The organism is Mesorhizobium sp. M1066, from assembly GCF_040318635.1.
In the GTDB taxonomy this organism is placed as follows: domain Bacteria; phylum Pseudomonadota; class Alphaproteobacteria; order Rhizobiales; family Rhizobiaceae; genus Mesorhizobium.
In genome coordinates this window covers 1-21351 of the sequence record NZ_JAMYMR010000062.1, presented here as the reverse complement: position 1 = coordinate 21351, position 21351 = coordinate 1, and the positions used below count along the sequence as shown (strand labels likewise).

Below are 21351 nucleotides of genomic sequence, written 5' to 3'. Positions count from 1 at the left end.
TCCTCGGCACCGTCACGTCAACCGAATGCCGAAATTACTTCACAGAGGCAGGCTATGCCCAACCTAAATTCATCCCGCTCTAGTCAAGACGGAAGAGCAAAGAGCAAAGAGAAAAGAGCAGACAGCAAAGAGAAGAGAGCAAAGAGCGTGTAAGCATCGAGCCTTTTGTGTGAACAATGTCGGGTATCAGACATATATGGGGCGGCTCACCCTTTGTATTTGAGCTTTATTCAGATGGCACGAATGATGCAACGGGTGATGCATTTGATCTCATCCAGAGGCTCGCACGGGGTCGTGCTGCGTCAGCTCGGTCATGTCGAGCTTCAGAAGGCCATTTTGGCATTGGTTCTGTTGCCCTATTGCCATTCATGACCAGTCCTGCGCGCGTGAGCCGGCCGGCTAGATTCCAACCACGAGAGCGCCGCCGCTGAGACCCGCACCCGCCGCCGACAGAAGGATTTTCTCTCCACGCTGGAATGGCTCCGTCTGGTTGGCGAGCGAGAGCGACAGCGGGATCGTCCCGGCCGAAGAGTTGCCGTATTCGGCAATCGTCTTGACAATTGCTTGGTCCGCGATGCCGAGGTTCCTCCCGACCGCGTCGAAAATCCGAGTATTGGCCTGATGCGGCACGAACCGGCCGAGATCGGGTGGCCGCACTCCGGCAGCGGCTAGAGCGCTTGTCGAGCAATCGGTCATCATCTCCACGGCCATTGCGAACACTTCGCGGCCGTCCGTCATCCTCATTCGGGTTTGCGCGAGATCGAGGTCACCGTGGAACGGCTTGTTTGCTTCCTCCTGCGGGAATCTGGATCAGCCCGTATCGCGAGCCGTCCGAATCCACCGAGGCACCGAGAATGCCCCGATCAGCATCATCGCACTGACCGATCACCAGGGCGCCGGCGGCATCGGCAAACAGGACCGAGCTTGCGCGCTCGGCTGGATTGATGCGGCGGCTGAGGATGTTGGCGGCGATAACAAGGCTCGCTTTGCCGTGCAGGCGGGTAAATCCGTCCGCGAACATGAGCGCGTAGATGAAGCCGGCGCAGGCGCCGGTCAGATCCACCGCGCCTGCGCGGCCAAGGCCAAGCTTGTGTGCGACCAGCGGCGCGCTGGGCGGCAGAAGATGGTCGGGCGTCGAGGTGGCAAGCAACAGCAGACCGATGTCGTGGCGCGCAATACCGGCGTTCGCCAGCGCCATGTCGCCGGCCTGCGCAGCAAGACCAGACAGCGTGTCTTCGTCGGTTGCCCAGAAGCGCGACCGTATCCCGGTACGCCTTTCGATCCAGCCTGGATCAAGACCGAGATTGCTCTCGATTTCGTCATTCGCCACCTTTCGCCCAGGCGCATGATGGCCAAACCCGAGAATGCGCGACGACTTGCTCACGGCCTGGACCCGAAGCGTTCGCCCGCCTCCTCAATGGCGTCATAGAGTCGCTCGAGCTCGTCGCCGGTGATGCAATAGGGTGGCAGAAGGTAGAGGACATTGCCGAGCGGGCGCACAAGTAGCCCTCGCTCGAGGAAGAAAGCGCGCAGTTTCGGTCCGATCTCGGCGAGATAACCTGCGGAACCGGTTCGCAGGTCGAGCGCCGCGATCGTGCCGGTCGCCCGGCAGTCGGTGAAGAAGCTGTTGTCGCGAAAGCGTCGAAGCCCGGTGGCCTGCATTGCGCTCAAGGCCGCAATGCGCTCGGCCACCGGCTCGTCCCGCCAGATCTCGACATTGGCAAGTGCTGCCGCGCAGGCAATCGGGTTGGCAGTGTAGGAGCTCGAATGGAAAAACGTCTTCTTCCGGCCCTCGGAATAATGAGCCTGGAAGATGGCATCGGTGGCAAGCGTTACGGCCAGCGGGATGGCGCCGCCGGTCAGGCCTTTCGAGGTGCACAGGATATCTGGAGAGATCGATGCCTGCTCGCAGGCGAACATGGTTCCGGTCCGCCCCCAGCCGGTCATCACTTCGTCGGCGATCAGCAGCGTGCCGGAGGCCTCAGTGATCTTCTTCAATTCGGCCAGAACTGAAGCCGGATACATCAGCATGCCGCCGGCGCCCAGCACCAGCGGCTCGACGATTAAGGCTGCGGCTCGTCGATCGCGGGTCACAGCCTCTAAACGATCCAGCGTCTCCTGCTCGCGCCCCGCTGCCGGAAAGGGGATGGTGTCGACCTCGAACAGCAAGGGTTCGTAGGCGGCGTTGAACACGCCACGCGCACCGACGCTCATCGTGCCGATCGTGTCGCCATGATAGCTGTGATCCATGACGACGATGCGCGAGCGTGGGGCGCCGATGTTGCGGAAATAACTGAGTGCCATCTTCAGCGCTACTTCGACCGAGGTCGAGCCACTGTCGGAATAGAACACCCAGTCGAGTCCAGCGGGAGCGAGGCCGACAAGCGCCTTGGCCAAGCGCTCTGCCGGCTCGTGCGTGAAGCCCGCAAAGATAATCTGGTCGAGGCTCGACGCGGTTGTCTCGATTGCCTTCATGATGCGGGGATGGCGGTGGCCATGTGTGACGACCCACCAGGAGGAGATGGCGTCCAGGATGCGGGCGCCGTCGGCCCTGCGGAGATAGGCGCCTTCAGTCCGGACGATTTCTGGGATCGCAGGCTCGAGCGCGTGCTGGGTGAAGGGATGCCACACATGAGACTGCGACATCAGTCACCTCCAGTAATCGAGGCGAAGGCGAAGCCGGCAATCATTGCGTCCCTCAGTGTCTTGCCCGTCAGCAGATCGAGGTGCGGCAGCCTGCCGAGCTGCGGCGCACCGCTGAATTCCACGATGGTCCGTTGCGTATCGGCCATCTCATCGCCGATGAAAGCGATGCCGGCCAACGGGATGGATCGGGCGCGGAGCGCCTCGATCGAGAGCAAGGTGTGGTTGATGGTGCCGAGCGTGGTGCGGGCGCACAGAATGACGGGCAGCCGCCATTCAGCGAAGATGTCGATGAGCCTTGTGCGCCGGTTAAGCGGCACCATCAGGCCGCCGGAGCCTTCGATGACGAGCGGCGTCGGTAGCACGGGAAAAGCAAGATCGGCAGCCTTGATCGCCACGCCGTCGATCTCGGCCGAACGATGCGGCGACAGCGGGCTCCGCAAGCGGTAGGCTTCCGGCAGCACGCGCTCTGAGGGCAAGCCGGCAAGCCGCGCGACCACCTCGCTGTCGGTCTCGCCGTCGAGGCCCGATTGCACCGGTTTCCAGTAAAAGCCGTCGAGCAAACCGGCGAGCCCAGCCGCAAACACGGTCTTGCCAACTCCCGTGTCGGTTCCGGTGATGACGATGCGTTGGGTCATATCGCCTCCGGCAATCTTTGGGCCAACACCTCGACCAGCGCCTCGACCATGGCGGAAATGTCGGCTTCGCCGATATTGAGCGTCAGTGAGATGCGCAGCCGCGACGTGCGCACGGTCGGAGGACGAATACCGCGTATGTCGAAGCCGCGGGCCTGCAGGCGCGCCGCCACTGCCATGGTGCGCCTGACATCGCCGATTACGAGGGGCTGGATCTGCGAGCCGCTGGGTATCACGCCGCAGCGCTCGGCCAGCTGGCGGCCGGCGAGGGCAACGCGTTCATGCAGCTGAACACGCCGCATAGGCTCGTCGGCGAGCATTGCGAGTGCTTCGCGCACTGCCACTGCCATCAGCGGCGATGGCGCGGTGGCGTAGATGAATGGCCGGCAACGGTTGATCAGATACTCGCACAGTGTCCTCGGCCCGGTCACGAGCCCACCAGATGCGCCGAGCGCCTTGCCGCAGGTGTGGAGCGCGACGATGTTGTCGCGGCCCTCGAAAGCGGCGGCAAGCCCCCGGCCGTCCGGTCCCCAGACGCCGGTCGAATGCGCCTCGTCAATGACGATGAATGCCTCGTGCCGATCGGCAAGCGCGACCAGGCTCTCCAAAGGCGCGCAGTCGCCATCCATGCTGTAAAGGCTCTCCACCGCGATCCAGACGCATCCTATGCCGCCTTCGGCGCGCCAACGCGTGATCGCATCGTCGACAGCGGTGGCATCGTTGTGCGCAGCCAGCACGAACTGTGCGCGCCCGGCCTGCGCACCCTCATGCATGCTGGCATGGGCGAGCTCATCGAGAACCAAAAGATCGCCTTTCTGCGGCAGGGCACTCAGCAGAGCGAAGTTGGCGATGTAGCCGCTGCCGAAGAACAGCGCGCGGTCGGCTCCAAAGAATGCCGCCGCGTCTGCCTCGAGCTGCTCGTGTTCCGGTGCATTGCCGCGCAACAGCCGCGACCCGGTGGCGCCAACCGGCGTGCCCCGCGCAATCGCCGCCACAACAGCATCGCCAAGTCTCCTGGACGAGGCCAGCCCGAGATAGTCGTTCGACGAGAAGTCCAGCCCGGCGCGGGGCGAAAGCGTCCGCAGCCGGTCCTTGCGCGCCAGCCTCTTCAAGGTCGCATCATAACTGGCAAGCGGCGCCCCGTTCATTGCGCTTCGAGTTCCATCGGCTCGATGCCAAGGCGCCGGAACAGCAGGGTATCCTTGTCCTCACCGGGATTGTCCGCCGTCAGCAGCGTGTCGCCGACGAAAATCGAGTTGGCGCCGGCAAAAAAGCACAGCGCCTGCATCTCGTCGGTCATGGCCATACGGCCGGCGGAGAGACGGATATGCGATTTCGGCATCATGATGCGCGCCAGCGCGATCACGCGCACGAATTCGATCGGCTCAATGGGCTTGGCATCGGCAAGCGGCGTGCCGGCGATCGGAATCAGCATGTTGATCGGAACGCTTTGCGGATGTTCCGGCAGATTGGCCAGCGTCACCAACATGTCGATCCGGTCCACCGGCTCCTCGCCCATGCCGATAATGCCGCCGCAGCAGACCTTGATGCCGGATCGACGAACCTGCTCAAGCGTGTCGAGCCGCTCGGCATAGCCGCGCGTGCTGATGATCTCGCTGTAGTAGCGTTCCGACGTATCGATGTTGTGGTTGTAGTAGTCGAGGCCCGCTTGCTTCAGTCGAGCGGCTTGCTCAAGATCGAGCATGCCGAGCGTCATGCAGGTCTCCATGCCCAGCGCCTTGACGCCTTCGACCATCGCCACCACCGCATCCATGTCGCGCGCCTTGGGGTTTCGCCAGGCCGCGCCCATGCAATAACGCGTGGCGCCGGCATCACGCGCCTTGGTCGCCTCGGCGATGACGCGCCGGACCTCCATCAGCTTCGACGCCTTCAGGCCGGTTTCGTGACGCGCCGACTGGCTGCAATAGCCACAATCCTCCGGACATCCTCCCGTCTTGATGCTGAGCAGCCGGCTGAGCTGGACCTTGTTTGGATCGAAATTCTGGCGGTGCACCGTTTGCGCCAGGAAGAGGAGATTGTTGAAGGGGGCATGGTAAAGTGCCTGAGCCTTCTCCAGGGTCCACGCTCCGGGGTCAGGGGATTGAGCCTGTGGCGATGTCTGCGTTGAACTTGCCGTTTGCATGTCCATGCTGTTCCTCCGGTCTGTCTTGCGGGGTCTTTGCTATCTGACTGTTGACGATCGGAGAGGACAGTTGACCCAATCCTGACTCAGACAATCATGAGCCCCGATGGTCGAGGCCGATATCCAGGATCGGCGCGCTGTGGATGAGTCGGCCGACCGAAATCAGATCAACGCCGGTCGCGGCAACCGCTCGCGCTGTATGGGACGTGATCCCGCCAGAAGCCTCGGTGATAGCGCGGCCACCGACGATTGCGACGGCGCGGCGAAGATCGGCGAGGGACATGTTGTCGAGCAGAACCGCATCGGGAGCGAAGCCAAGTACCTCCTCTAACTGGGCCAGAGTATCGACCTCGACTTCGATCTTGACGAGATGACCGGCCGCTCTTCGTGCTCGCTCGAGCGCTGGGCGGACGCCGCCTGCGATGGCGATGTGGTTGTCCTTGATCAAAATTGCATCGTCCAGGCCGAAGCGGTGATTGGACCCGCCACCTGCGCGCACGGCATATTTTTCGACTGCCCGCAATCCAGGCGTCGTCTTGCGTGTGCAGACGATCTTCGCGCCATATCCACGAACCGCAGCGACGATCGATGCCGTTGCTGTGGCGATGCCGCTCAGATGGCACAAAAAATTGAGTGCCGTCCTTTCGGCTGTGAGAATGGCCCGGGCCGGGCCAACCACTGATGCAATGATCTCTCCATCCCCGACATTGCAGCCGTCTGCCCGCTCCACCGAGATTTCGACATCAGGATCAATCAAGTGGAAAGCGAGCATCGCCGGATCGAGGCCGGCGACAACTCCGGACTGTCGCGCCACCAACACGGTTCCCGCTTGGTATTCCTTCGGGACGATGGCATCCGTGGTCAAGTCGCCGCCTCTGCCAAGGTCTTCAAGAAGCGATGCCCGTACAAGCGGCTCAAGCATGACCGTGGGAAGCGGTGAGAGCCTCATCACTTTGCCCCTTCCAAGTTTGGCGAGTGTCCGAGTTCGCGCGCAGCGGCCAAGGCGGCTTCGAGCGTGATTTCGGACCGTCGGGCGGCAGTCGCATGATGAGGAAAATCTGTCCGGTAATGAGCGCCGCGGCTTTCTTCGCGCAACAAGGCGGCAACCGCGATCATTAGCCCGACAGCCGCCGGATCCGAGGCCGCGTCCTTGCTTTCGGCGAGCGGCAATAAGGCACGTGCGGCGGCTTTCAAACCTTCACCATCCCGGACGATGCCGAGTGCGCGCGACAGGAAAACACGCACGGGTATCGGAGCGGGCGGTGGGTAAACATTCGCAAACGCAGGTCTTGTTCTGCGAGCAGGCGTTCCGGCGACACTTTCAGCGACCCAGCGGGCGCACACGATTGCCTCGGTCAAGGAATTGCTGGCGAGCCTGTTGGCGCCATGCAGTCCTGTCGAAGCGACTTCGCCGCAGGCCCACAGCCCCTCGACGGAGGTCCTGCCAAAGCTGTCCACGGCAACGCCACCCATATGGTAGTGTTGGGCCGGACGAATGGGGATGAGATCGCGCGCGGGATTGATGCCCGCTCCACGACAGGATGATGCGATTGTCGGGAAATGTCGAGCGAATGCCGGGCCAGGCCGTTGTCGGGCGTCGAGAAAAACACGGTGGCCGTTCGCAAGATGGTTCCAAACGGCGCGGGCCAAGACATCGCGAGGCGCAAGTTCCGCCCCTGGCACGCTTTGAAGAAAAGCCTGGCCGGTTTCATCGATCAGGGCAGCACCTTCGCCTCGGACAGCCTCGCTGACCAGCGCCATAGGGCGTTCCGGGCCGTCAAGCGCGGTCGGGTGGAACTGGATGAATTCGAGGTCGGCTAGGACAGCTCCAGCGCGGGCCGCAAGTGCAAGGCCTTGTCCGCAACTTCCCCAAGGGTTCGTGGTGTCGAGAAACAGTCCCCCGATGCCACCGGTGGCGAGGACGACCCGCCGTGAGCCGAAGAAGAAAGGTCCGATCGAACAGCTCGCCCAGACGCCCCGGATCGCATTCTCTCGCACGGCCAGCCGGCGCGCTTCCACGCCCTCCACGACAACTATCGACGGAGTGGAACGCACAGCCGCGATCAGGGCACGCATGATCTCACGCCCGGTGCCGTCCCCATGCGCATGAACGATGCGACGTCGGCTGTGTGCGGCCTCCAATCCGAGGCACAGTGATCCTTTCGGCGTGCGGTCAAAGGGAACGCCAAAGGCCGCAAGCCCCTCTATCGCCTTGGGCGCGGCTTGGAGGATGCGGCTCGCCACGTCTCTGTCGCAGAGACCATCCCCGGCAGCAAGCGTATCGGCCAGGTGCATTGCCGGATCGTCGTCTTCGCCGAAACTTGCAGCCAGACCCCCCTGTGCCCAGGTGCTCGAATTGTCAGCTCCCAGCAGCGACCTTGACAGAAGAAGCACCGGCTCCGGCGACAGTTGAAGCGCGGTCATCAGTCCGGCGATGCCGCCGCCGATGATGATGGGACGCCCGAAGAAGCTGCGGAGGTCGGCGCTCAAACTGCCAGCATCCGTTCGACCGCAAGCCGCGCGCGCCCGGCGATCCCGGGTTCGATGGTTACGACATGGTGGTTCTGCTCGAGCGCCGTGCGGATGTTGGCAAGCGTGATCCGCTTCATGTGCGGGCACAAATTGCAGGGCCGGATGAACTCGACCTCTGGGTGCGCTAACGCGACGTTGTCGCTCATCGAGCATTCCGTCATTAGCACGACACGTGGCGGCCTTTGCCTGTCGACATAGTCGGACATGGCAGCCGTCGAGCCGGAAAAATCTGCTTCAGCCACGACGCCGGGCGGGCATTCGGGATGGGCGAGCACGACCACGCCGGGATGGCTTTCGCGCAACTCGCGGATGTCGGCCGGTGTAAAGCGCTCATGCACCTCGCAATGCCCTTTCCAGGCGATGATCTGCACATCGGTCTGGGCGGCGATATTCTGGGCCAGATATTCGTCCGGCAGCATGATCACCCGGAGAACCCCAAGGGATTCGACGACCGCCTTGGCGTTGCCGGATGTACAGCAGATATCCGACTCGGCTTTCACTTCGGCCGACGTGTTTACATAAGTGATGATCGGAACGCCGGGATAACGCTGGCGCATCAAGCGCACGTCTTCTGCCGTGATTGATTCCGCCAACGAGCAACCGGCGCTGAGATCCGGAATGAGCACGGTCTTGTCCGGATTAAGGAGCTTGGCCGTTTCGGCCATGAAATGGACGCCGGCCAGCACGATGACTTGCGCCTCGATCGTCGCAGCCGTGCGGGCTAATGCCAAGCTGTCGCCGACGATGTCGGCCACGCAATGGAAAATCTCGGGCGTCTGATAGTTGTGCGCCAGGATGATGGCGTTGCGCTCGCGCTTCAGTGCAAGGATCGCCTCGATATCGTCGACGAAAGCCGGCCATTCGATCGGCGGGATCACTCGCCGGACGCGCTCGTAGAGCAACGCGGCCGCAGGCAGCATGGCGCTCATCAACCCCCTCCCGCTTATACTCTAATTGAAAATAATCAGCATATACTTGCTGTGAGTATAAGGGATGTCAACCCCGCGCCAGCGGCAATTTTGTCCCGGCGATGAGCCTATCGTCGAGAACGGCGTGGCGGAAACGGAAAAGCTTCGCTGGCCGGCCGCCGGTCTCAGTGGTGGCCTCTCCGGTCTCCTCGACCAGTTCCTGCTGTTCGATCAGTCGGCGAAAGTTCGGCTTGTGGATGAGCCTGCCGGCGAGCGCCTCCACGGTTCGCTGCAGCTGCAAAAGCGTGAAGACCGTCGGCATCAGCTCAAAGACGACCGGCCGGTATTTGATCTTGGAGCGCAGCCGCGCAATGCCGGTCGCCACGATGCGGCGATGATCGGCGACCATGGACTTGCTGGGCACCAGCGGAGGGGGCGCCCCGTCCCGCCCTCTTACGGCCTCTTGGACCAAGCCTGCTTCGTAAACTAACTCATAGCGTTGCAGCGTGAGTTCCTCGTTCCAAAGGCGGTCGTCGAAGCCAAAGGCTATCGTCGCCCGCTGCCAGCGTTCACGTCGCGTGGCCGCATCGCGGACGCCGTTTGCCCATTCAATCAGGCGTGGTCGCAGAACATCCAGCACGACCGGAGGCGTGCCGGAGCGATGGTCCTCCCATGGAAAATATTCATACCAACTCTGCCATCCGCACTTGGGCGGGCCCGCTGCCTGTTCCTTGCGGGTCAATGCAAGATAGCTGATGGAGATGACGCGCTGCTGGCGCTCGGCGCCGATGCGATCCCGATCAGCGAACGTGTAGAGTTGCTCAATGTACCCCAGCCGATGGCCGGTCTGCTGCTCGACCCACCCCCTCAAGCCGGATTGCAGCGATCGGTGCTCAAGCGCAAAGGGACCGGAGGGCAAGGTGTCCGCCTGGCCGATGGTGAGCACACAGGGTTCACTGTCGTTTACGGCGACCACAAAGGCGATCAGGTCCACTTTGACGTCGTCGGCATTCACGGCGGCTCTGTCTTTCCTGAGTCGTATTGCCTGATCGTCCATGTTCGCGAATTGGTCTGCCAGCTCGGGGGGCACCTTAATCGATTTAGTGTAAGCGCGCCTGTCGGCACGTCAACACCCCACAGCTGCACGGCCATTTTTTAGCTCTTCGCACCTGCACAAAAATGTGCGAAAGGCGACACCCGCGGTAACGTAGGGGAAGGAGGATCCATTGAGCGCGTTTGGTGATACCAAGGCGATCACACCGCCGGATATTCGTTCGCGCAAAGGTGGGACGCCGCTCGTCTGCCTTACCGCCTACACCACCCCAGTCGCCCGGCTTGTCGATCCCCATTGTGATGTGGTGCTCGTCGGCGACAGCGTCGGCATGGTTCTCCACGGCCTGCCCTCGACGCTCGGTGTCACGCTGGAGATGATGATCACGCACGGCCAGGCGGTGCGCCGTGGCATCAAGCAGGCGCTGATGGTGGTCGACCTGCCGTTCGGTTCCTACGAGGAAAGCCCAGAGCAGGCTTTCCGAAATGCTGCGCGCGTCATGTCGGAGACCGGCTGCACTGCCGTCAAGCTCGAAGGCGGCGAAACGATGGCAGAGACGATCGGCTTCCTCGCCGCACGCGGCGTGCCCGTCATGGCTCATGTCGGCTTGACGCCGCAGGCCATCAACGCCATCGGTGGCTACCGCGTGCAGGGCAGGGGCGGGGATGCCGAGCGCATCAGGCGCGACGCAATTGCGGTGAGCGAAGCGGGCGCCTTTGCGGTCGTCCTGGAAAAGGTTCCTGAAGCGCTCGCCCGCCGGATCACCGGGGAGGTGGCGGCCCCGACCATTGGCATCGGTGCCTCGGCAGCCTGTGACGGCCAGCTTCTCGTCGTCAACGACATGCTGGGCCTCTTCGGCGACTTCCGACCCAAGTTCGTCAAGCGCTATGCTGAACTGGGGGAGGCGGCTGCGGCTGCAATCGCTTCCTATGCGCACGAGGTGAAGGAGCGCCAGTTTCCGGCCGCCAAGCACGTGTTTGCCGATGCGCCCAAGCCCGCCGACACGGACGCCACCAAGAGCGGAGAAGCAGCGTGAGCGTGCCGATCGTCAGGAGCGTTGACCAGCTTCGCGAAATCGTCGCCGCATGGCGCCGCGAGGGCGTGAGGATTGCCGTGGTGCCAACGATGGGCGTCCTGCATGAGGGCCATCTCAGCCTGGTGCGCGCTGCACTCAAGAAAGCAGACCGTGTGATCGTGACGCTCTTCGTCAACCCGAAGCAATTCAATAGCCAGGCCGATCTTGCCGCGTATCCGCGCACCGAGGACGAGGATGCCGCCAAGCTGGCACCGGTTGGCGCGCACCTGCTTTATGCGCCAGATGCAGAGGAGATGTATCCGGCGGGCTTCGCCACCACCGTTTCGGTGTCCGGTGTCAGCGAGGGCCTGTGCGGTGCCTTCCGGCCGGGACATTTCGATGGCGTGGCGACCGTCGTCGCCAAGCTCTTCCTGCAGACCAGCGCTGACTTCGGCTTCTTTGGCGAAAAGGACTTTCAGCAAATTCACCTGGTCAGGCGCATGGCCCGGGATCTGGATATTCCAATCACCATTGTTGCCTGTCCGACAGTCCGTGAAGCCGACGGTCTTGCGCTATCATCGCGCAATGTGCGGCTCTCGCCAGCGCAACGCGCTGTTGCTCCCAAGCTATCATCGGTCCTGCTCAAGACGGCTGAGCGGCTTGGGCGCGGCTCACCCGTCCTGCCAACGCTTGCAGAATCTCGCGCAGCAATTCTGGCTGCAGGCTATCGCGAGGTCGAATACCTGGAACTTCGCGAAGAGGCAGATCTGCACCCGATGACAAGCCTTGATCGACCGGCACGGTTGCTTGCGGCGGCCTGGCTCGGCGGCACACGTCTCATAGACAACGTCAGACTATTTCGGATTGGTTCAACAGATTAGCCACGTTCTCGGCACGCGCTGTATCCGTCCGGGATCGTTTAAAACAAGGTCTCTGCCTGGCATTGAGCGAACGGAGGTTACGCACAGGGCAAATGCATCGCGTGTTTGAGAACTTCGTCGAGCAACTGTCTGCAAGTGTTGATGCTGCCGATCTCTGTGAGGCAATGGCCTCCGCTGCAGCCGGCTTCGACTTCCCGCTATTCGCCTATTTCACTTACCCGTCGGCCTCCGGCGACGCCCCCCAATTGATTTCAAACTATCCTTCATCCTGGACATCACGTTATCTGCAACAGCGGTACCACAGTCTTGATCCGGTCATCCTGCGCGGGCTGCAAGGCTGGGATACATTCGATTGGGGTGTGGACCGCGCTCGACACTGTCTGCCGAATTCGCAGCAACAAATTCTGGAGAGTGCGGCTGAGTTTGGCATCTGCGGCGGCCTGACGATGTCCATGCATGATCATCTCGGCCGGTTTGCTGCCCTGACCTTTGCTTCCGACGAGTCCCGTCCGCTTCTGTTGCGGTCACTGGCACGTTACGAAAAAGCATTGCAGCTGGTGGCCATCAACTTTCATATCCATGTCCGGCGCAGGCTCGCCGATGATCGCGTGGTGGATGGTGTAACGCTCACCCCGCGGGAGTTCGAGTGCCTGAAATGGGCGGCGCGGGGCAAGTCGGCTTGGGATATCAGCCAGCTTCTCGGCGTCTCAAAGCGCACCGTGACTTTTCACTTGGAAAACGCCAAGGCAAAGTTTGGCGTTCGAACGATCAACCAGGCCGTTGCACGCATGGCTGCCTCCGGCCAGACGAGATCCTGATTCTTCAGCCACGATACCTGTAAACCTCTACAGGCTGCATCGCTGTCAGCTTTGCCCTTCGATGGCGGGAACACATCCCACATGGAGGCGACCATGATGCAACTGATAACACCAGACTTTTACAACGAGTTTGCAGGCGAACTCAAAGAGATGCACGGGCTCAGGTTTCGGGTGTTCAAGGAAAGGCTCGATTGGGAAGTTGATACCGAAGACCAGATGGAATCCGATTCGTTTGATGCTCTGAAGCCCGTCTATCTGCTCCTCAAAGGATCCGACTGGCGAATTCGCGGTTGCGTGCGTCTTCTGCCCAGCACCGGACCCACAATGTTGCGCGACACCTTCCCGGTGCTGCTGGGTGCTGACGTCGTGCCCTCGACCACCGACATATGGGAGAGCAGTCGTTTCGCGCTCGATCTTCCTCCGTCGGCGCCCAAGGCTGCGGGCGGGCTGGCCCAGGCGACCTACGAGCTCTTCGCGGGCATGATCGAGTTCGGCTTGGCCAAGGATCTGACCCGGATAGTAACGGTGACGGATACGCGCATGGAGCGGATCCTCCGCCTGGCTACGTGGCCATTGTCGCGCATCGGAGAACCCAAGTGCGTCGGCAAAACGCAGGCGGTGGCTGGGTTTCTCGAGATTTCCCACGCGAGCCTTTTGCGCATCCGCAGCAGGGGACGTCTGATTGGACCGGTACTGTGGCAACCGGTTGTAGGCCCGTCGGCATAGCGCCATAGTGGACACCTGAGCCATGAAGGATGCTGGTCTGTCCAAGGAAGCGACGGTCGGCCTTGTATGCTGGCCGGACTGGCGTCGCCACGACGCTTACCACTATGCCAGACGATTGCCACGCACTGGCTGGGCCTGGGAGTTTCTTCGGCGCAATCCACAATTCCAGCGCGACCACGCCAAAATGGCACCGTCCGCCTGCATTGTCGGACCCCAAGGCGACATGCAGATAATCGAGTTGACGACAGGATCAGCTCTCCTAAGACAATGGAGCCTTCTTTTTCGCCGACGCGCCACTTTCGGACGCTACATCGGCAAGGGTCTTTTGGGATCCGCGCGATTGCGCCTGTATTCTACGAGCGGCCGCGGAGCCGCTTGGGCTCGACCACGATTTTGAACCGCTTCACCTTTCTTCGCTCTCATGCTGCAAGGACATCCTGCTGACAGCTGCGGGCGTGCAGCACGTGCTGCTGAGGGAGAACTGCCGGAGTCTGCAGATCGCCGTTTCCGGTGCGTCCGTCCTCCGCCCGTTGCGGCTATATGTCGACGCGATCGTTCAGCCGCAGCACCTCAAGTTCCATGTCGCTGCCCTTCAGTTCTTGAACCACGTCAATGGTTGCGCCCGCCTGTCAACTGCTTGCTTTCCGCCGGAACACCGCGGAGCGCGTCTGCGTATCGTACTCCAGGCTTTGGATGGCTCGCTTGCCGGAGCATCTCATCAGGAGGTCGCCATTGCCTTGTTCGGGACACGCCGCGTCGAAGAAGATTGGCGTCATCCAGGTGGCCATCTTCGCGATCAGGTACGTCGCGCCATCCAACGTGGCCGCTACCTGATGGGCGGCGGCTACAGACAGTTCCTGAGGTAATTGGGGTGGTTGCGATTGTCTTATTCGAACGCGCAACCTCCATTTCTGAGTGCAATTGTGCGTTGTACAAAACGTGGCAAGCGCCTAGTTCTTCGGGCGCGGCGAAGCACTGGGACCCAACCTTCGTCGATGAGTGCATTCATGCCTTGAGGATCCCGATGACCGTTATGAACCCCGACAAAGCCGGCGCGGCAAGCCTTGAGACGATCGCGCGAAACGGCAGCATGCTGCGTCGCATAGCCGTACGCATTCCGACCTACCTGTCGGATATTCGCGAGAACCCGGCGTGGCTGCCCATGTTCATGTTGGCGCGCACCATGCCGGCACGGAGAATGCACTGGCGTGGTGCAAAGCCGGTCCGAAGGTCGCAAAGAGCCCAGGACACGATGTTTGCCGGTATCAATTGCCAGGACGTTGTCGACGCGCTGCGGATGGATGGGCTTTTTCCCGGCCTCGTCCTGCCAACACTGGTGGCTGAAGATGTAGCCGCATTCGCCAGGTGCACACCTTGTTTCGGCAATTTCGATCGCCGACTCGAATTCATGCCGGCGGAGCATGCGGAGGCTGAGGCGCGGTTTGGCCGTCCGTTGCTCAGCGGTCATTATTTCGAGCGCATTCTGGGCTGTAACTCGGCCGTTGCCATCCAAAACGATCCGCTGCTCGTGGATATCGCGGCGCACTATCTCGGCGGCCAGGCGACGCTGATCACAACGCGCGTCTGGTGGAGCTTCCCGACCGGCCAGGCGTCGGACGCCGACAAGAACCTGGCTTCGCTCGGCAAATACCACTTCGACCTGGATGATTGGCGGATGCCGAAGTTCTTTTTCTATCTGGTGCCCGTCGACGAGGGGACCGGCCCGCATATCTATGTTCGCGGCAGCCATGATCGCCGCGCCTTCAAGCACCAATTTACGCTTGTCGTCGGTCATCCGGCGCAAGAGATTCTGGACGTCTACGGCAAGCAGAGTCCGGTCACGTTAACCGGCAAGGCCGGTTTCGGTTTCGTCGAGGATCCGTTCGGGTTCCATATGGGTACCGTGCCGTCGCACAGGCCACGGCTGATGATGGAAGTTGGCTTCGGCGTTTCTCCTCCATCGCGCCGCCGCATCCATGGCGAGCCTGTGATCCGCTGATTTCGAAAAGTCCCGAAACAGCCTTCCCGCTGTGAGGCAAGATAAGGCTATGCGGCTGGCGCAATGAGTCTCGCCATTGCTCCAGCCAGCGCATCAGTGCCTGTTTAATCGAGGTTAGATGGCAGTGCGCCCAAGAGATCCTCCTCGAGATCGCCTGCCGCGCGAAGCCTCAGGTGCTCTTCGAAAACCTCCTCTACGGACCGAGTCGTCTCGGGTCTCCTTTGGAGTGGCCGGAAGGTGGTGCACAGCCGTATCGTGCTTCGGGATCCTGAACGACTGCGAGGGGCGGTTTGTTCCTCGCGCGGCGCATGCAGCGGTGCCGGCATGACAGCTTCGTCTTGGATCCCGATCCTCGGCAACGTCGGCGGTGAAGGCTCTGTCTAGGCGGCTTACCCGGACATGACTCCAATGCAGGAGATCGACCATCTCCTGTTCGAGCACATTCGTTGGCGATCACCGTCGCGGCGCTACGGACGCCGCGGCGCCTGCGATCAATGCAGTTGGCTGACTAGCCGAGCGTATTCGGCTTCAGCCCTGCCATACGACCCATCAGCCAGCGCAATTTGACGCGCGCGATCAAGAATGACGACCTCTCCTCGCACTGAGCGTATCAGACCTTGGCCCTCCAAGGTTTGCAGCGCTATGGTGACGCCGGGCCGCCTGACACCGAGCATAACTGATAAGAACTCGTGCGTAATCGCAAAGCTGTTCCCGTCGACGCGATCATCGCACATCACCAGCCATCTTGAGAGCCTATCGACGATGTTCATCCGGGCATTGCTGAGCGCGGTGAAGCTTGCCTGGAGGTGAAAGTAGTGAACGTAGCGGAGCAGAAAAGTTCGCAGGGTTGGGCTTGTTAAAAGCGCCTTGGTGAAGAGGCCCGCGTCGATAACAAAGGCACGGGCTTCTAATTGGACGTAACAATCGTGCGTTGACCGGTCATCGCCCATGATAAGCGCTGAGCCGGTCATACCCTCACAACCTATGGGTTTCACCGACGATTTTCGCTCCGGGCTGATCACGCTGCTGAGCTGGCGCAGGGACGGCTCTGCCCGAGGGTACGCTGGAACGCCTGCTCGAGCTCGCCAGCACTGCGCCCTCCGTTGGCCTCAGCCAGCCCTGGCGCTTCGTAGTGGTCGACAGCCTCAAGCGGCGCACTGCCGTGAGAGACTGCTTCGAGCGCTGCAATGCCGAGGCGCTCACGCGCTTTTCGGGAGAGCGCGCCGCTCTCTATGCCCGGTTGAAGCTTGCCGGGCTCAACGAGGTGCCCTGTCAGTTCGCGGTCTTCGCCGACCGCACGACCCGACAAGGCCATGGGCTCGGTCGCACGACCATGGCTGCGACCATCGACTATTCGGCCGTCATGGCAGTGCACACACTGTCGGTGGCGGCGCGGGCGGAGGGCATCGGCATGGGCTGGGTGTCGATCCTCGATGCGACCGAGATGGCCGAAATTCTCGACACGCCGCCCGAATGGACGCTGATCGGCTATTTCTGCCTCGGCTATGCCAGCGAGGAGCACGACGTGCCGACCTTGGAACGCGAATGCTGGGAACATCGGCGGCCGCCGGTGGTGATCAGGCGGTAGTGGGGCTGCCCATCATTTCGCCTCTTCCCTGGCGATGAGCTTGACGCAGATCGGGTCGCCCCCCCTTCGCCACATTGCCATTCCGACCGAAGTTCGTGTTCTTGCAAAGGCCAGGAAAGAGCAGCATGAGAGGCGCGACCGCAGCGAAGATGGCGCTTGCGACAACCGGGCTGAAGCCGGGCATGGAGGTGATCGACCTCTGTTGCGGGGCGGCTGTGCCGATCGCCACGATCGCCCGCCATGTCGTCGCACTACGCCGACCAGCTGGAGGCCGCGCAGCGCCGGCTGACCGGCGCCGGCGCGACCAATTGCGAATTCGTCGCCGGCTACGCGCTATGAACTCGCTACTCTGGTGTCACGCCCCGTCGACTTCGTCTTCACGGCCAACGCCTTCGACGGCGTCCCGGACCGACCGCGGCTGGCACGTGCCGTGCGCGAGGCGCTCGCCCCCGGCGGACATTTTGTTATCGTCAACTGACACCGGCAGCCGCGCGAGACGACGACGGTCCCTGAAGCGAACTCAGGCTGTCGCCAAGACAGACCATCGCCGATGCCCAAGTCGACAATGCTCCTACATGCCGACTGCCTGACAAGGGTCGCAGGCCCGCCGTCCGTCCACTGTCCAAGGCCTCCTGGCCTTTCTGTGGCCGTGATCCTGCCGGGTGTGAGTTTGCGATCCTCATAAGAGCGTCAGGCGCGAATAGAAGTTTGCATCGTGGCTCCACAGCGGCCGACCTATCCATCGGGTGAATGGTAGTTATCACAACAATCAATTTTACCAATATTATGGAATTCTACTACAAGGCCGCCACTTAAAGCGGCCGGACGGGTGTCCGTCTCGCGTGGGCTGGTGCTGCCCGCAAAGATGCGGAGACGAACATGTGCGGGATTGTTGGCATCGTTGGGCAACAGCCGGTGTCGGATCGGTTGATCGGCGCGTTGAAGGGTTTGGAATATCGCGGCTATGATTCCGCCGGCGTTGCGACGATCATCGAGGGTGCCTTGCACCGTCGGCGCGCCGAGGGCAAGCTCGTCAATCTCCAGACGCGACTGAAGGAAGAGCCGCTGAGCGGCAACGTCGGCATCGGCCACACGCGTTGGGCAACCCACGGGGCCTCGACCGAACGCAATGCGCACCCGCACTTTAGCGACGGTGTCGCCGTAGTCCATAACGGCATCATCGAGAATTTCACCGAGCTAAAGGACGAATTGGCGGCGGATGGCGCCGAGTTCCAGACCGACACCGACACCGAGGTCGTTGGGCATCTCTTGGCAAGATACCGCCGAGAGGGCATGAGGCCGCAAGAGGCCACGCGTGCCATGCTGAAACGCGTCAAGGGCGCCTATGCGCTTGCCATCCTCTTCGAAGATGAGCCGTCGACCATCACGGCGGCGCGCAACGGACCACCGCTCGCGATCGGTCACGGCGACGGCGAGATGTTCCTGGGCTCCGACGCGATCGCCCTTGCTCCCTTCACCAATGAAATTACCTATCTCATCGACGGCGACTGGGCCGTTGTCGGCAATTCGGGCGCCCATATCTTCGATGTCGACGGCCGTCCCGTCGAGCGTCCGCGCCATATCTCCACGGCCGCGGCCGATCTGGCCAACAAGGGCAACCATCGCCACTTCATGGAGAAGGAGATTTACGAGCAGCCCGAGGTCATCGCCCATGCTCTCCGTCATTACATTAACATCATAGACAGTCGCGACATGGTTCCTGGCATTGATTTCGCCAAGGTCCCGAGCTTGGCGATCTCTGCCTGTGGGACCGCCTATTTCGCCGGACTGATCGGAAAATACTGGTTCGAGCGCTATGCGCGCCTGACGGTTGAAATCGACGTTGCGTCCGAATTCCGTTACCGCGAGATCCCGTTGCCGCCGCAGTCGGCGGCTCTTTTCATCTCGCAGTCCGGCGAAACCGCCGATACGCTTGCGTCATTGAGGTACTGCAAGGAGCGTGGGCTGAAAATTGGCGCTATCGTCAATGCCTGCGAATCGACCATCGCTCGGGAGGCCGATACGGTTTTCCCGATCCTTGCCGGACCGGAGATCGGCGTCGCCTCTACCAAGGCTTTTACCTGCCAGCTTGCCGTTCTAGCAGCACTCGCCATCGGCGCGGCCAGAGCCCGCGGGACCGTCCCCGAAGACGAGCTGCAGGCGCTCGTCAGGAGCCTCGCCGAATTGCCGCGCGTGATGGGCCACGTACTCGAGAGCATCCAGCCGGAAATCGAGTTCTTGTCGCGCGAACTGTCAAAGTGTCGTGACGTCCTGTATCTCGGCCGTGGCACCAGTTTCCCGCTAGCGATGGAAGGTGCGCTGAAGCTCAAGGAGATTTCCTACATCCATGCCGAGGGCTATGCGGCGGGTGAATTGAAGCACGGGCCGATCGCATTGATAGACGAGAACATGCCAGTGATCGTCATCGCGCCCCATGACCGTCTTTTCGACAAGACCGTTTCCAACATGCAGGAAGTGGCTGCCCGTGGAGGGCGGATTATCCTCATCACCGATGAAAAAGGGGCAGCCGTATCGAAACTCGAAACCATGCACACGCTCGTGCTGCCGGTTGTCGACGAGATTATCGCGCCAATGATCTTCTCGCTCCCGATACAGCTTCTAGCCTACCACACGGCGCTCTTCATGGGGACGGATGTGGACCAGCCGCGCAATCTTGCAAAATCGGTCACGGTCGAATGATTGTGAACCTGTACAGGTGGCGATGCGCCTCCAGGAAAGCGGTACCCCTTGTCTGGATCCGAAGCCCGGATGAAACCAGATGACCATTGTTTGCTGCAATTGCGAAACTCGGTAGCGGTTACGAGCGGGTCTTTCGCTGCCTCGCCGGTGGAGATTGCTGAAGGAAGCAGTGTCCGTGCCGAAAGTTCGAGTTGCTGTTCAAGAAAGCCATCGGCGAGAATGGTCCACGAAGGATCGCAGGTCGCATGCGCTACGCCGACCAGGCTCTCAGCACGGGCAGCCTTGGTACTTGATCAGAAGGAGGTGAGCCGCCATATTCCGGCCCGGCCAATTCAGCGGCCCATCCCATGCATGAGGCCGGTTCGGCCGAATGGACGACCATTTTTTTTATTTGCTAGGTGTGCGCCCCGGGGAGGAATCTCCGAGGGAGCTCCCATGTTCTTGGAGATGTTTATGAATGATTCGCGCATTCCCGAACCGGTCTTGACGGCTATGTCCCAGGGAACCCACATCGTCCGCGCTTATCGCGAGCACCTTGGGTATTCGATCGAGGACCTGGCGGTCGCGTGCGGGCTGGCCGCTGAGGAAATCCAAAACATCGAGCGAGGTCTGAGGTACAGCAAGGGCTATCGGGATCGGATAGCGAAATCGCTTTCCATACCTGTGGGAATTCTTGAGTCGGAGTTGGACATTTCGGACGCCGCCTGATCATTCGGATGATCTGCAATGGGTGGACTAGCTGTTGTGATGTGAAGCTTGCGGCTGATGTCGACGCTTGATTCGATTGGATGCGAATGCCTTCTGGCGCAGCTCGCCGAACAACAAAGCGATATAGCCGCCCGAAGTGCTACGAAACGTGCACGACGGCATCGGCTCGCGACGAAGGATCGTAACGGCGAACTCTTCCTAGTTCGGCAAGGCGATGCTGGCTTGAGCATCAACTCGGCCTACGAGAGTGGCTACTCCTAGGCTGAATCGTCCAACATGGCGAAGTCGCGCCGCTCTGAAAGTAACATGGCGGCATCCTGACGTTTCCGGGTTGACTATGGCCGTTCGAACCACGAAAAGGGGCCTTTCTTCGTGAGTGGCGTGCGCCGGCAGTCTGACCCCCAAGCCCCCCGCCCAGGCTGCCGGCGCGCTTCTAGAAAGATCGAAGTAGGCACTCGCTTGCGCTCTGCCCGCTGACACCTTGTGGTTCCTCCTGCGGGCCCTGCGGACCACCATGGGTGTCGCCAGTTCTGGTGGTCACGCGCGTCCATTTGCGATCTCGTTCAGTGAGTGCACCGCAAGCACCCTCTCTGCTAGCCTGAAAAATTCATGGGGGTTGGTGGATGTGGCGCAAGCCGTTGAATGACGTAGGATTCGGTTGCTTAACCCGATCCGAACCATTTCCCGGAGACCACACCCACCATGAACGATCTTGCGCTGCCGCTGAGTGGTTTGTCATCAGTCGGCGGCAAGTCCGTCGTCGCCCGTTTCGACGGCGGCATGCTGTCGTCCAACAGCGGCGTTCTGGCCTTGGCCGAGGTGGAAAAGCGGTTGCGGGTGGCCGAGCGTCTGGCGCGTTGCATCGACGATCCGCGCTGCCCGGACCAGGTTGTCCACAGCCTGGCGGACATGATCGCGCTTTCGCATGAAGATGATCGCCGCCGGCTACGAGGACGGCAACGACGCCAACCGGCTGCGCCGCGATCCGGTCTTCAAGATGGCCC

19 protein-coding genes and 3 pseudogenes are annotated in these 21351 nt (G+C 61.5%); 12 read left to right on the top strand and 10 right to left on the bottom strand.

The annotated features are described in order from the left end of the window. Positions 1-399: 399 nt before the first annotated feature. The 9 genes and pseudogenes from bioZ to NKH52_RS33455 all read right to left on the bottom strand — a co-directional run bounded on the left by bioZ (position 400) and on the right by NKH52_RS33455 (position 9918). Positions 400-1384: pseudogene (bioZ, locus tag NKH52_RS33495) on the bottom strand (3-oxopimeloyl-[acyl-carrier-protein] synthase BioZ). Continuing rightward, positions 1381-2646, bottom strand: coding sequence for an adenosylmethionine--8-amino-7-oxononanoate transaminase (locus NKH52_RS33490; RefSeq protein WP_023735845.1), 1266 nt, complete (start codon positions 2644-2646; stop codon positions 1381-1383). Before NKH52_RS33490 ends, bioZ begins: the two are co-directional and overlap by 4 nt. Next, positions 2646-3281, bottom strand: coding sequence for a dethiobiotin synthase (bioD, locus tag NKH52_RS33485; protein WP_023735844.1), 636 nt, complete (start codon positions 3279-3281; stop codon positions 2646-2648). Before bioD ends, NKH52_RS33490 begins: the two co-directional genes overlap by 1 nt. Beyond that, entirely contained in the window at positions 3278-4426 is a 1149-nt protein-coding gene (locus NKH52_RS33480; protein ID WP_352657675.1) for an 8-amino-7-oxononanoate synthase, read from the bottom strand. The genes bioD and NKH52_RS33480 overlap by 4 nt, the downstream gene beginning before the upstream one ends. Further along, positions 4423-5421: a biotin synthase BioB gene (gene bioB, locus NKH52_RS33475; RefSeq protein ID WP_050591511.1), complete on the bottom strand. Its 999-nt coding sequence runs from the start codon at positions 5419-5421 to the stop codon at positions 4423-4425. Before bioB ends, NKH52_RS33480 begins: the two co-directional genes overlap by 4 nt. Before the next feature lie 94 nt (positions 5422-5515). Next, positions 5516-6370, bottom strand: coding sequence for a carboxylating nicotinate-nucleotide diphosphorylase (gene nadC, locus NKH52_RS33470; RefSeq protein WP_352657672.1), 855 nt, complete (start codon positions 6368-6370; stop codon positions 5516-5518). Next, the gene (locus tag NKH52_RS33465; protein ID WP_352657710.1) at positions 6370-7911 is read right to left on the bottom strand and encodes an L-aspartate oxidase; all 1542 of its coding nucleotides are present in this window, start codon (positions 7909-7911) and stop codon (positions 6370-6372) included. The genes nadC and NKH52_RS33465 overlap by 1 nt, the downstream gene beginning before the upstream one ends. Beyond that, positions 7908-8882 (bottom strand): quinolinate synthase NadA, encoded by a 975-nt coding sequence (nadA, locus tag NKH52_RS33460; RefSeq protein ID WP_352657669.1) that lies wholly within the window; start codon positions 8880-8882, stop codon positions 7908-7910. The genes NKH52_RS33465 and nadA overlap by 4 nt, the downstream gene beginning before the upstream one ends. A 67-nt stretch (positions 8883-8949) precedes the next feature. Beyond that, the gene (locus NKH52_RS33455; protein WP_023735838.1) at positions 8950-9918 is read right to left on the bottom strand and encodes an NUDIX hydrolase; all 969 of its coding nucleotides are present in this window, start codon (positions 9916-9918) and stop codon (positions 8950-8952) included. 169 nt (positions 9919-10087) lie between these two features. On the opposite strand from NKH52_RS33455, the gene panB reads away from it, so the two are divergent. The 7 genes from panB (at position 10088) to NKH52_RS33420 (ending at position 15351) form a co-directional block, all read left to right on the top strand. Continuing rightward, entirely contained in the window at positions 10088-10948 is an 861-nt protein-coding gene (gene panB / locus NKH52_RS33450) for a 3-methyl-2-oxobutanoate hydroxymethyltransferase (RefSeq protein ID WP_352657666.1), read from the top strand. Continuing rightward, positions 10945-11808 carry a pantoate--beta-alanine ligase gene (gene panC / locus NKH52_RS33445; RefSeq protein WP_352567808.1) on the top strand — a complete coding sequence of 288 codons (864 nt, stop codon included), beginning with the start codon at positions 10945-10947 and terminating at the stop codon, positions 11806-11808. The genes panB and panC overlap by 4 nt, the downstream gene beginning before the upstream one ends. A 92-nt stretch (positions 11809-11900) precedes the next feature. Continuing rightward, positions 11901-12626, top strand: coding sequence for a LuxR family transcriptional regulator (locus NKH52_RS33440; RefSeq protein WP_023735835.1), 726 nt, complete (start codon positions 11901-11903; stop codon positions 12624-12626). Between the two features lie 93 nt (positions 12627-12719). After that, on the top strand, positions 12720-13352 hold the full coding sequence (locus NKH52_RS33435; RefSeq protein ID WP_023735834.1) for an acyl-homoserine-lactone synthase: 633 nt from the start codon (positions 12720-12722) through the stop codon (positions 13350-13352). 22 nt (positions 13353-13374) lie between these two features. Next, positions 13375-13749 carry a transcriptional regulator domain-containing protein gene (locus tag NKH52_RS33430; protein ID WP_352487474.1) on the top strand — a complete coding sequence of 125 codons (375 nt, stop codon included), beginning with the start codon at positions 13375-13377 and terminating at the stop codon, positions 13747-13749. 67 nt (positions 13750-13816) lie between these two features. Then, a complete protein-coding gene (locus NKH52_RS33425) occupies positions 13817-14218 on the top strand; it encodes a DUF2285 domain-containing protein (RefSeq protein WP_352736525.1) in 402 nt (133 codons plus the stop codon). A 158-nt stretch (positions 14219-14376) separates the two neighbouring features. Beyond that, on the top strand, positions 14377-15351 hold the full coding sequence (locus tag NKH52_RS33420; RefSeq protein WP_352657707.1) for a hypothetical protein: 975 nt from the start codon (positions 14377-14379) through the stop codon (positions 15349-15351). 491 nt (positions 15352-15842) lie between these two features. Here the strand turns inward: NKH52_RS33420 and NKH52_RS33415 are convergent, their stop codons facing one another. Continuing rightward, the gene (locus NKH52_RS33415; RefSeq protein ID WP_352657661.1) at positions 15843-16322 is read right to left on the bottom strand and encodes a Crp/Fnr family transcriptional regulator; all 480 of its coding nucleotides are present in this window, start codon (positions 16320-16322) and stop codon (positions 15843-15845) included. Between the two features lie 13 nt (positions 16323-16335). On the opposite strand from NKH52_RS33415, the pseudogene bluB reads away from it, so the two are divergent. The 5 genes and pseudogenes from bluB to NKH52_RS33390 all read left to right on the top strand — a co-directional run. Next, positions 16336-16939: pseudogene (bluB, locus tag NKH52_RS33410) on the top strand (5,6-dimethylbenzimidazole synthase). A gap of 352 nt (positions 16940-17291) precedes the next feature. Next, entirely contained in the window at positions 17292-17417 is a 126-nt protein-coding gene (locus NKH52_RS33405; protein ID WP_352447890.1) for a class I SAM-dependent methyltransferase, read from the top strand. Between the two features lie 401 nt (positions 17418-17818). Next, positions 17819-19639, top strand: a complete 1821-nt coding sequence (gene glmS / locus NKH52_RS33400) for a glutamine--fructose-6-phosphate transaminase (isomerizing) (RefSeq protein ID WP_352657659.1) — start codon at positions 17819-17821, stop codon at positions 19637-19639. Between the two features lie 453 nt (positions 19640-20092). Beyond that, the gene (locus NKH52_RS33395; RefSeq protein ID WP_352657656.1) at positions 20093-20347 is read left to right on the top strand and encodes a helix-turn-helix domain-containing protein; all 255 of its coding nucleotides are present in this window, start codon (positions 20093-20095) and stop codon (positions 20345-20347) included. 702 nt (positions 20348-21049) lie between these two features. Beyond that, a pseudogene (locus tag NKH52_RS33390) lies at positions 21050-21351 on the top strand (transposase); the annotation flags it as partial.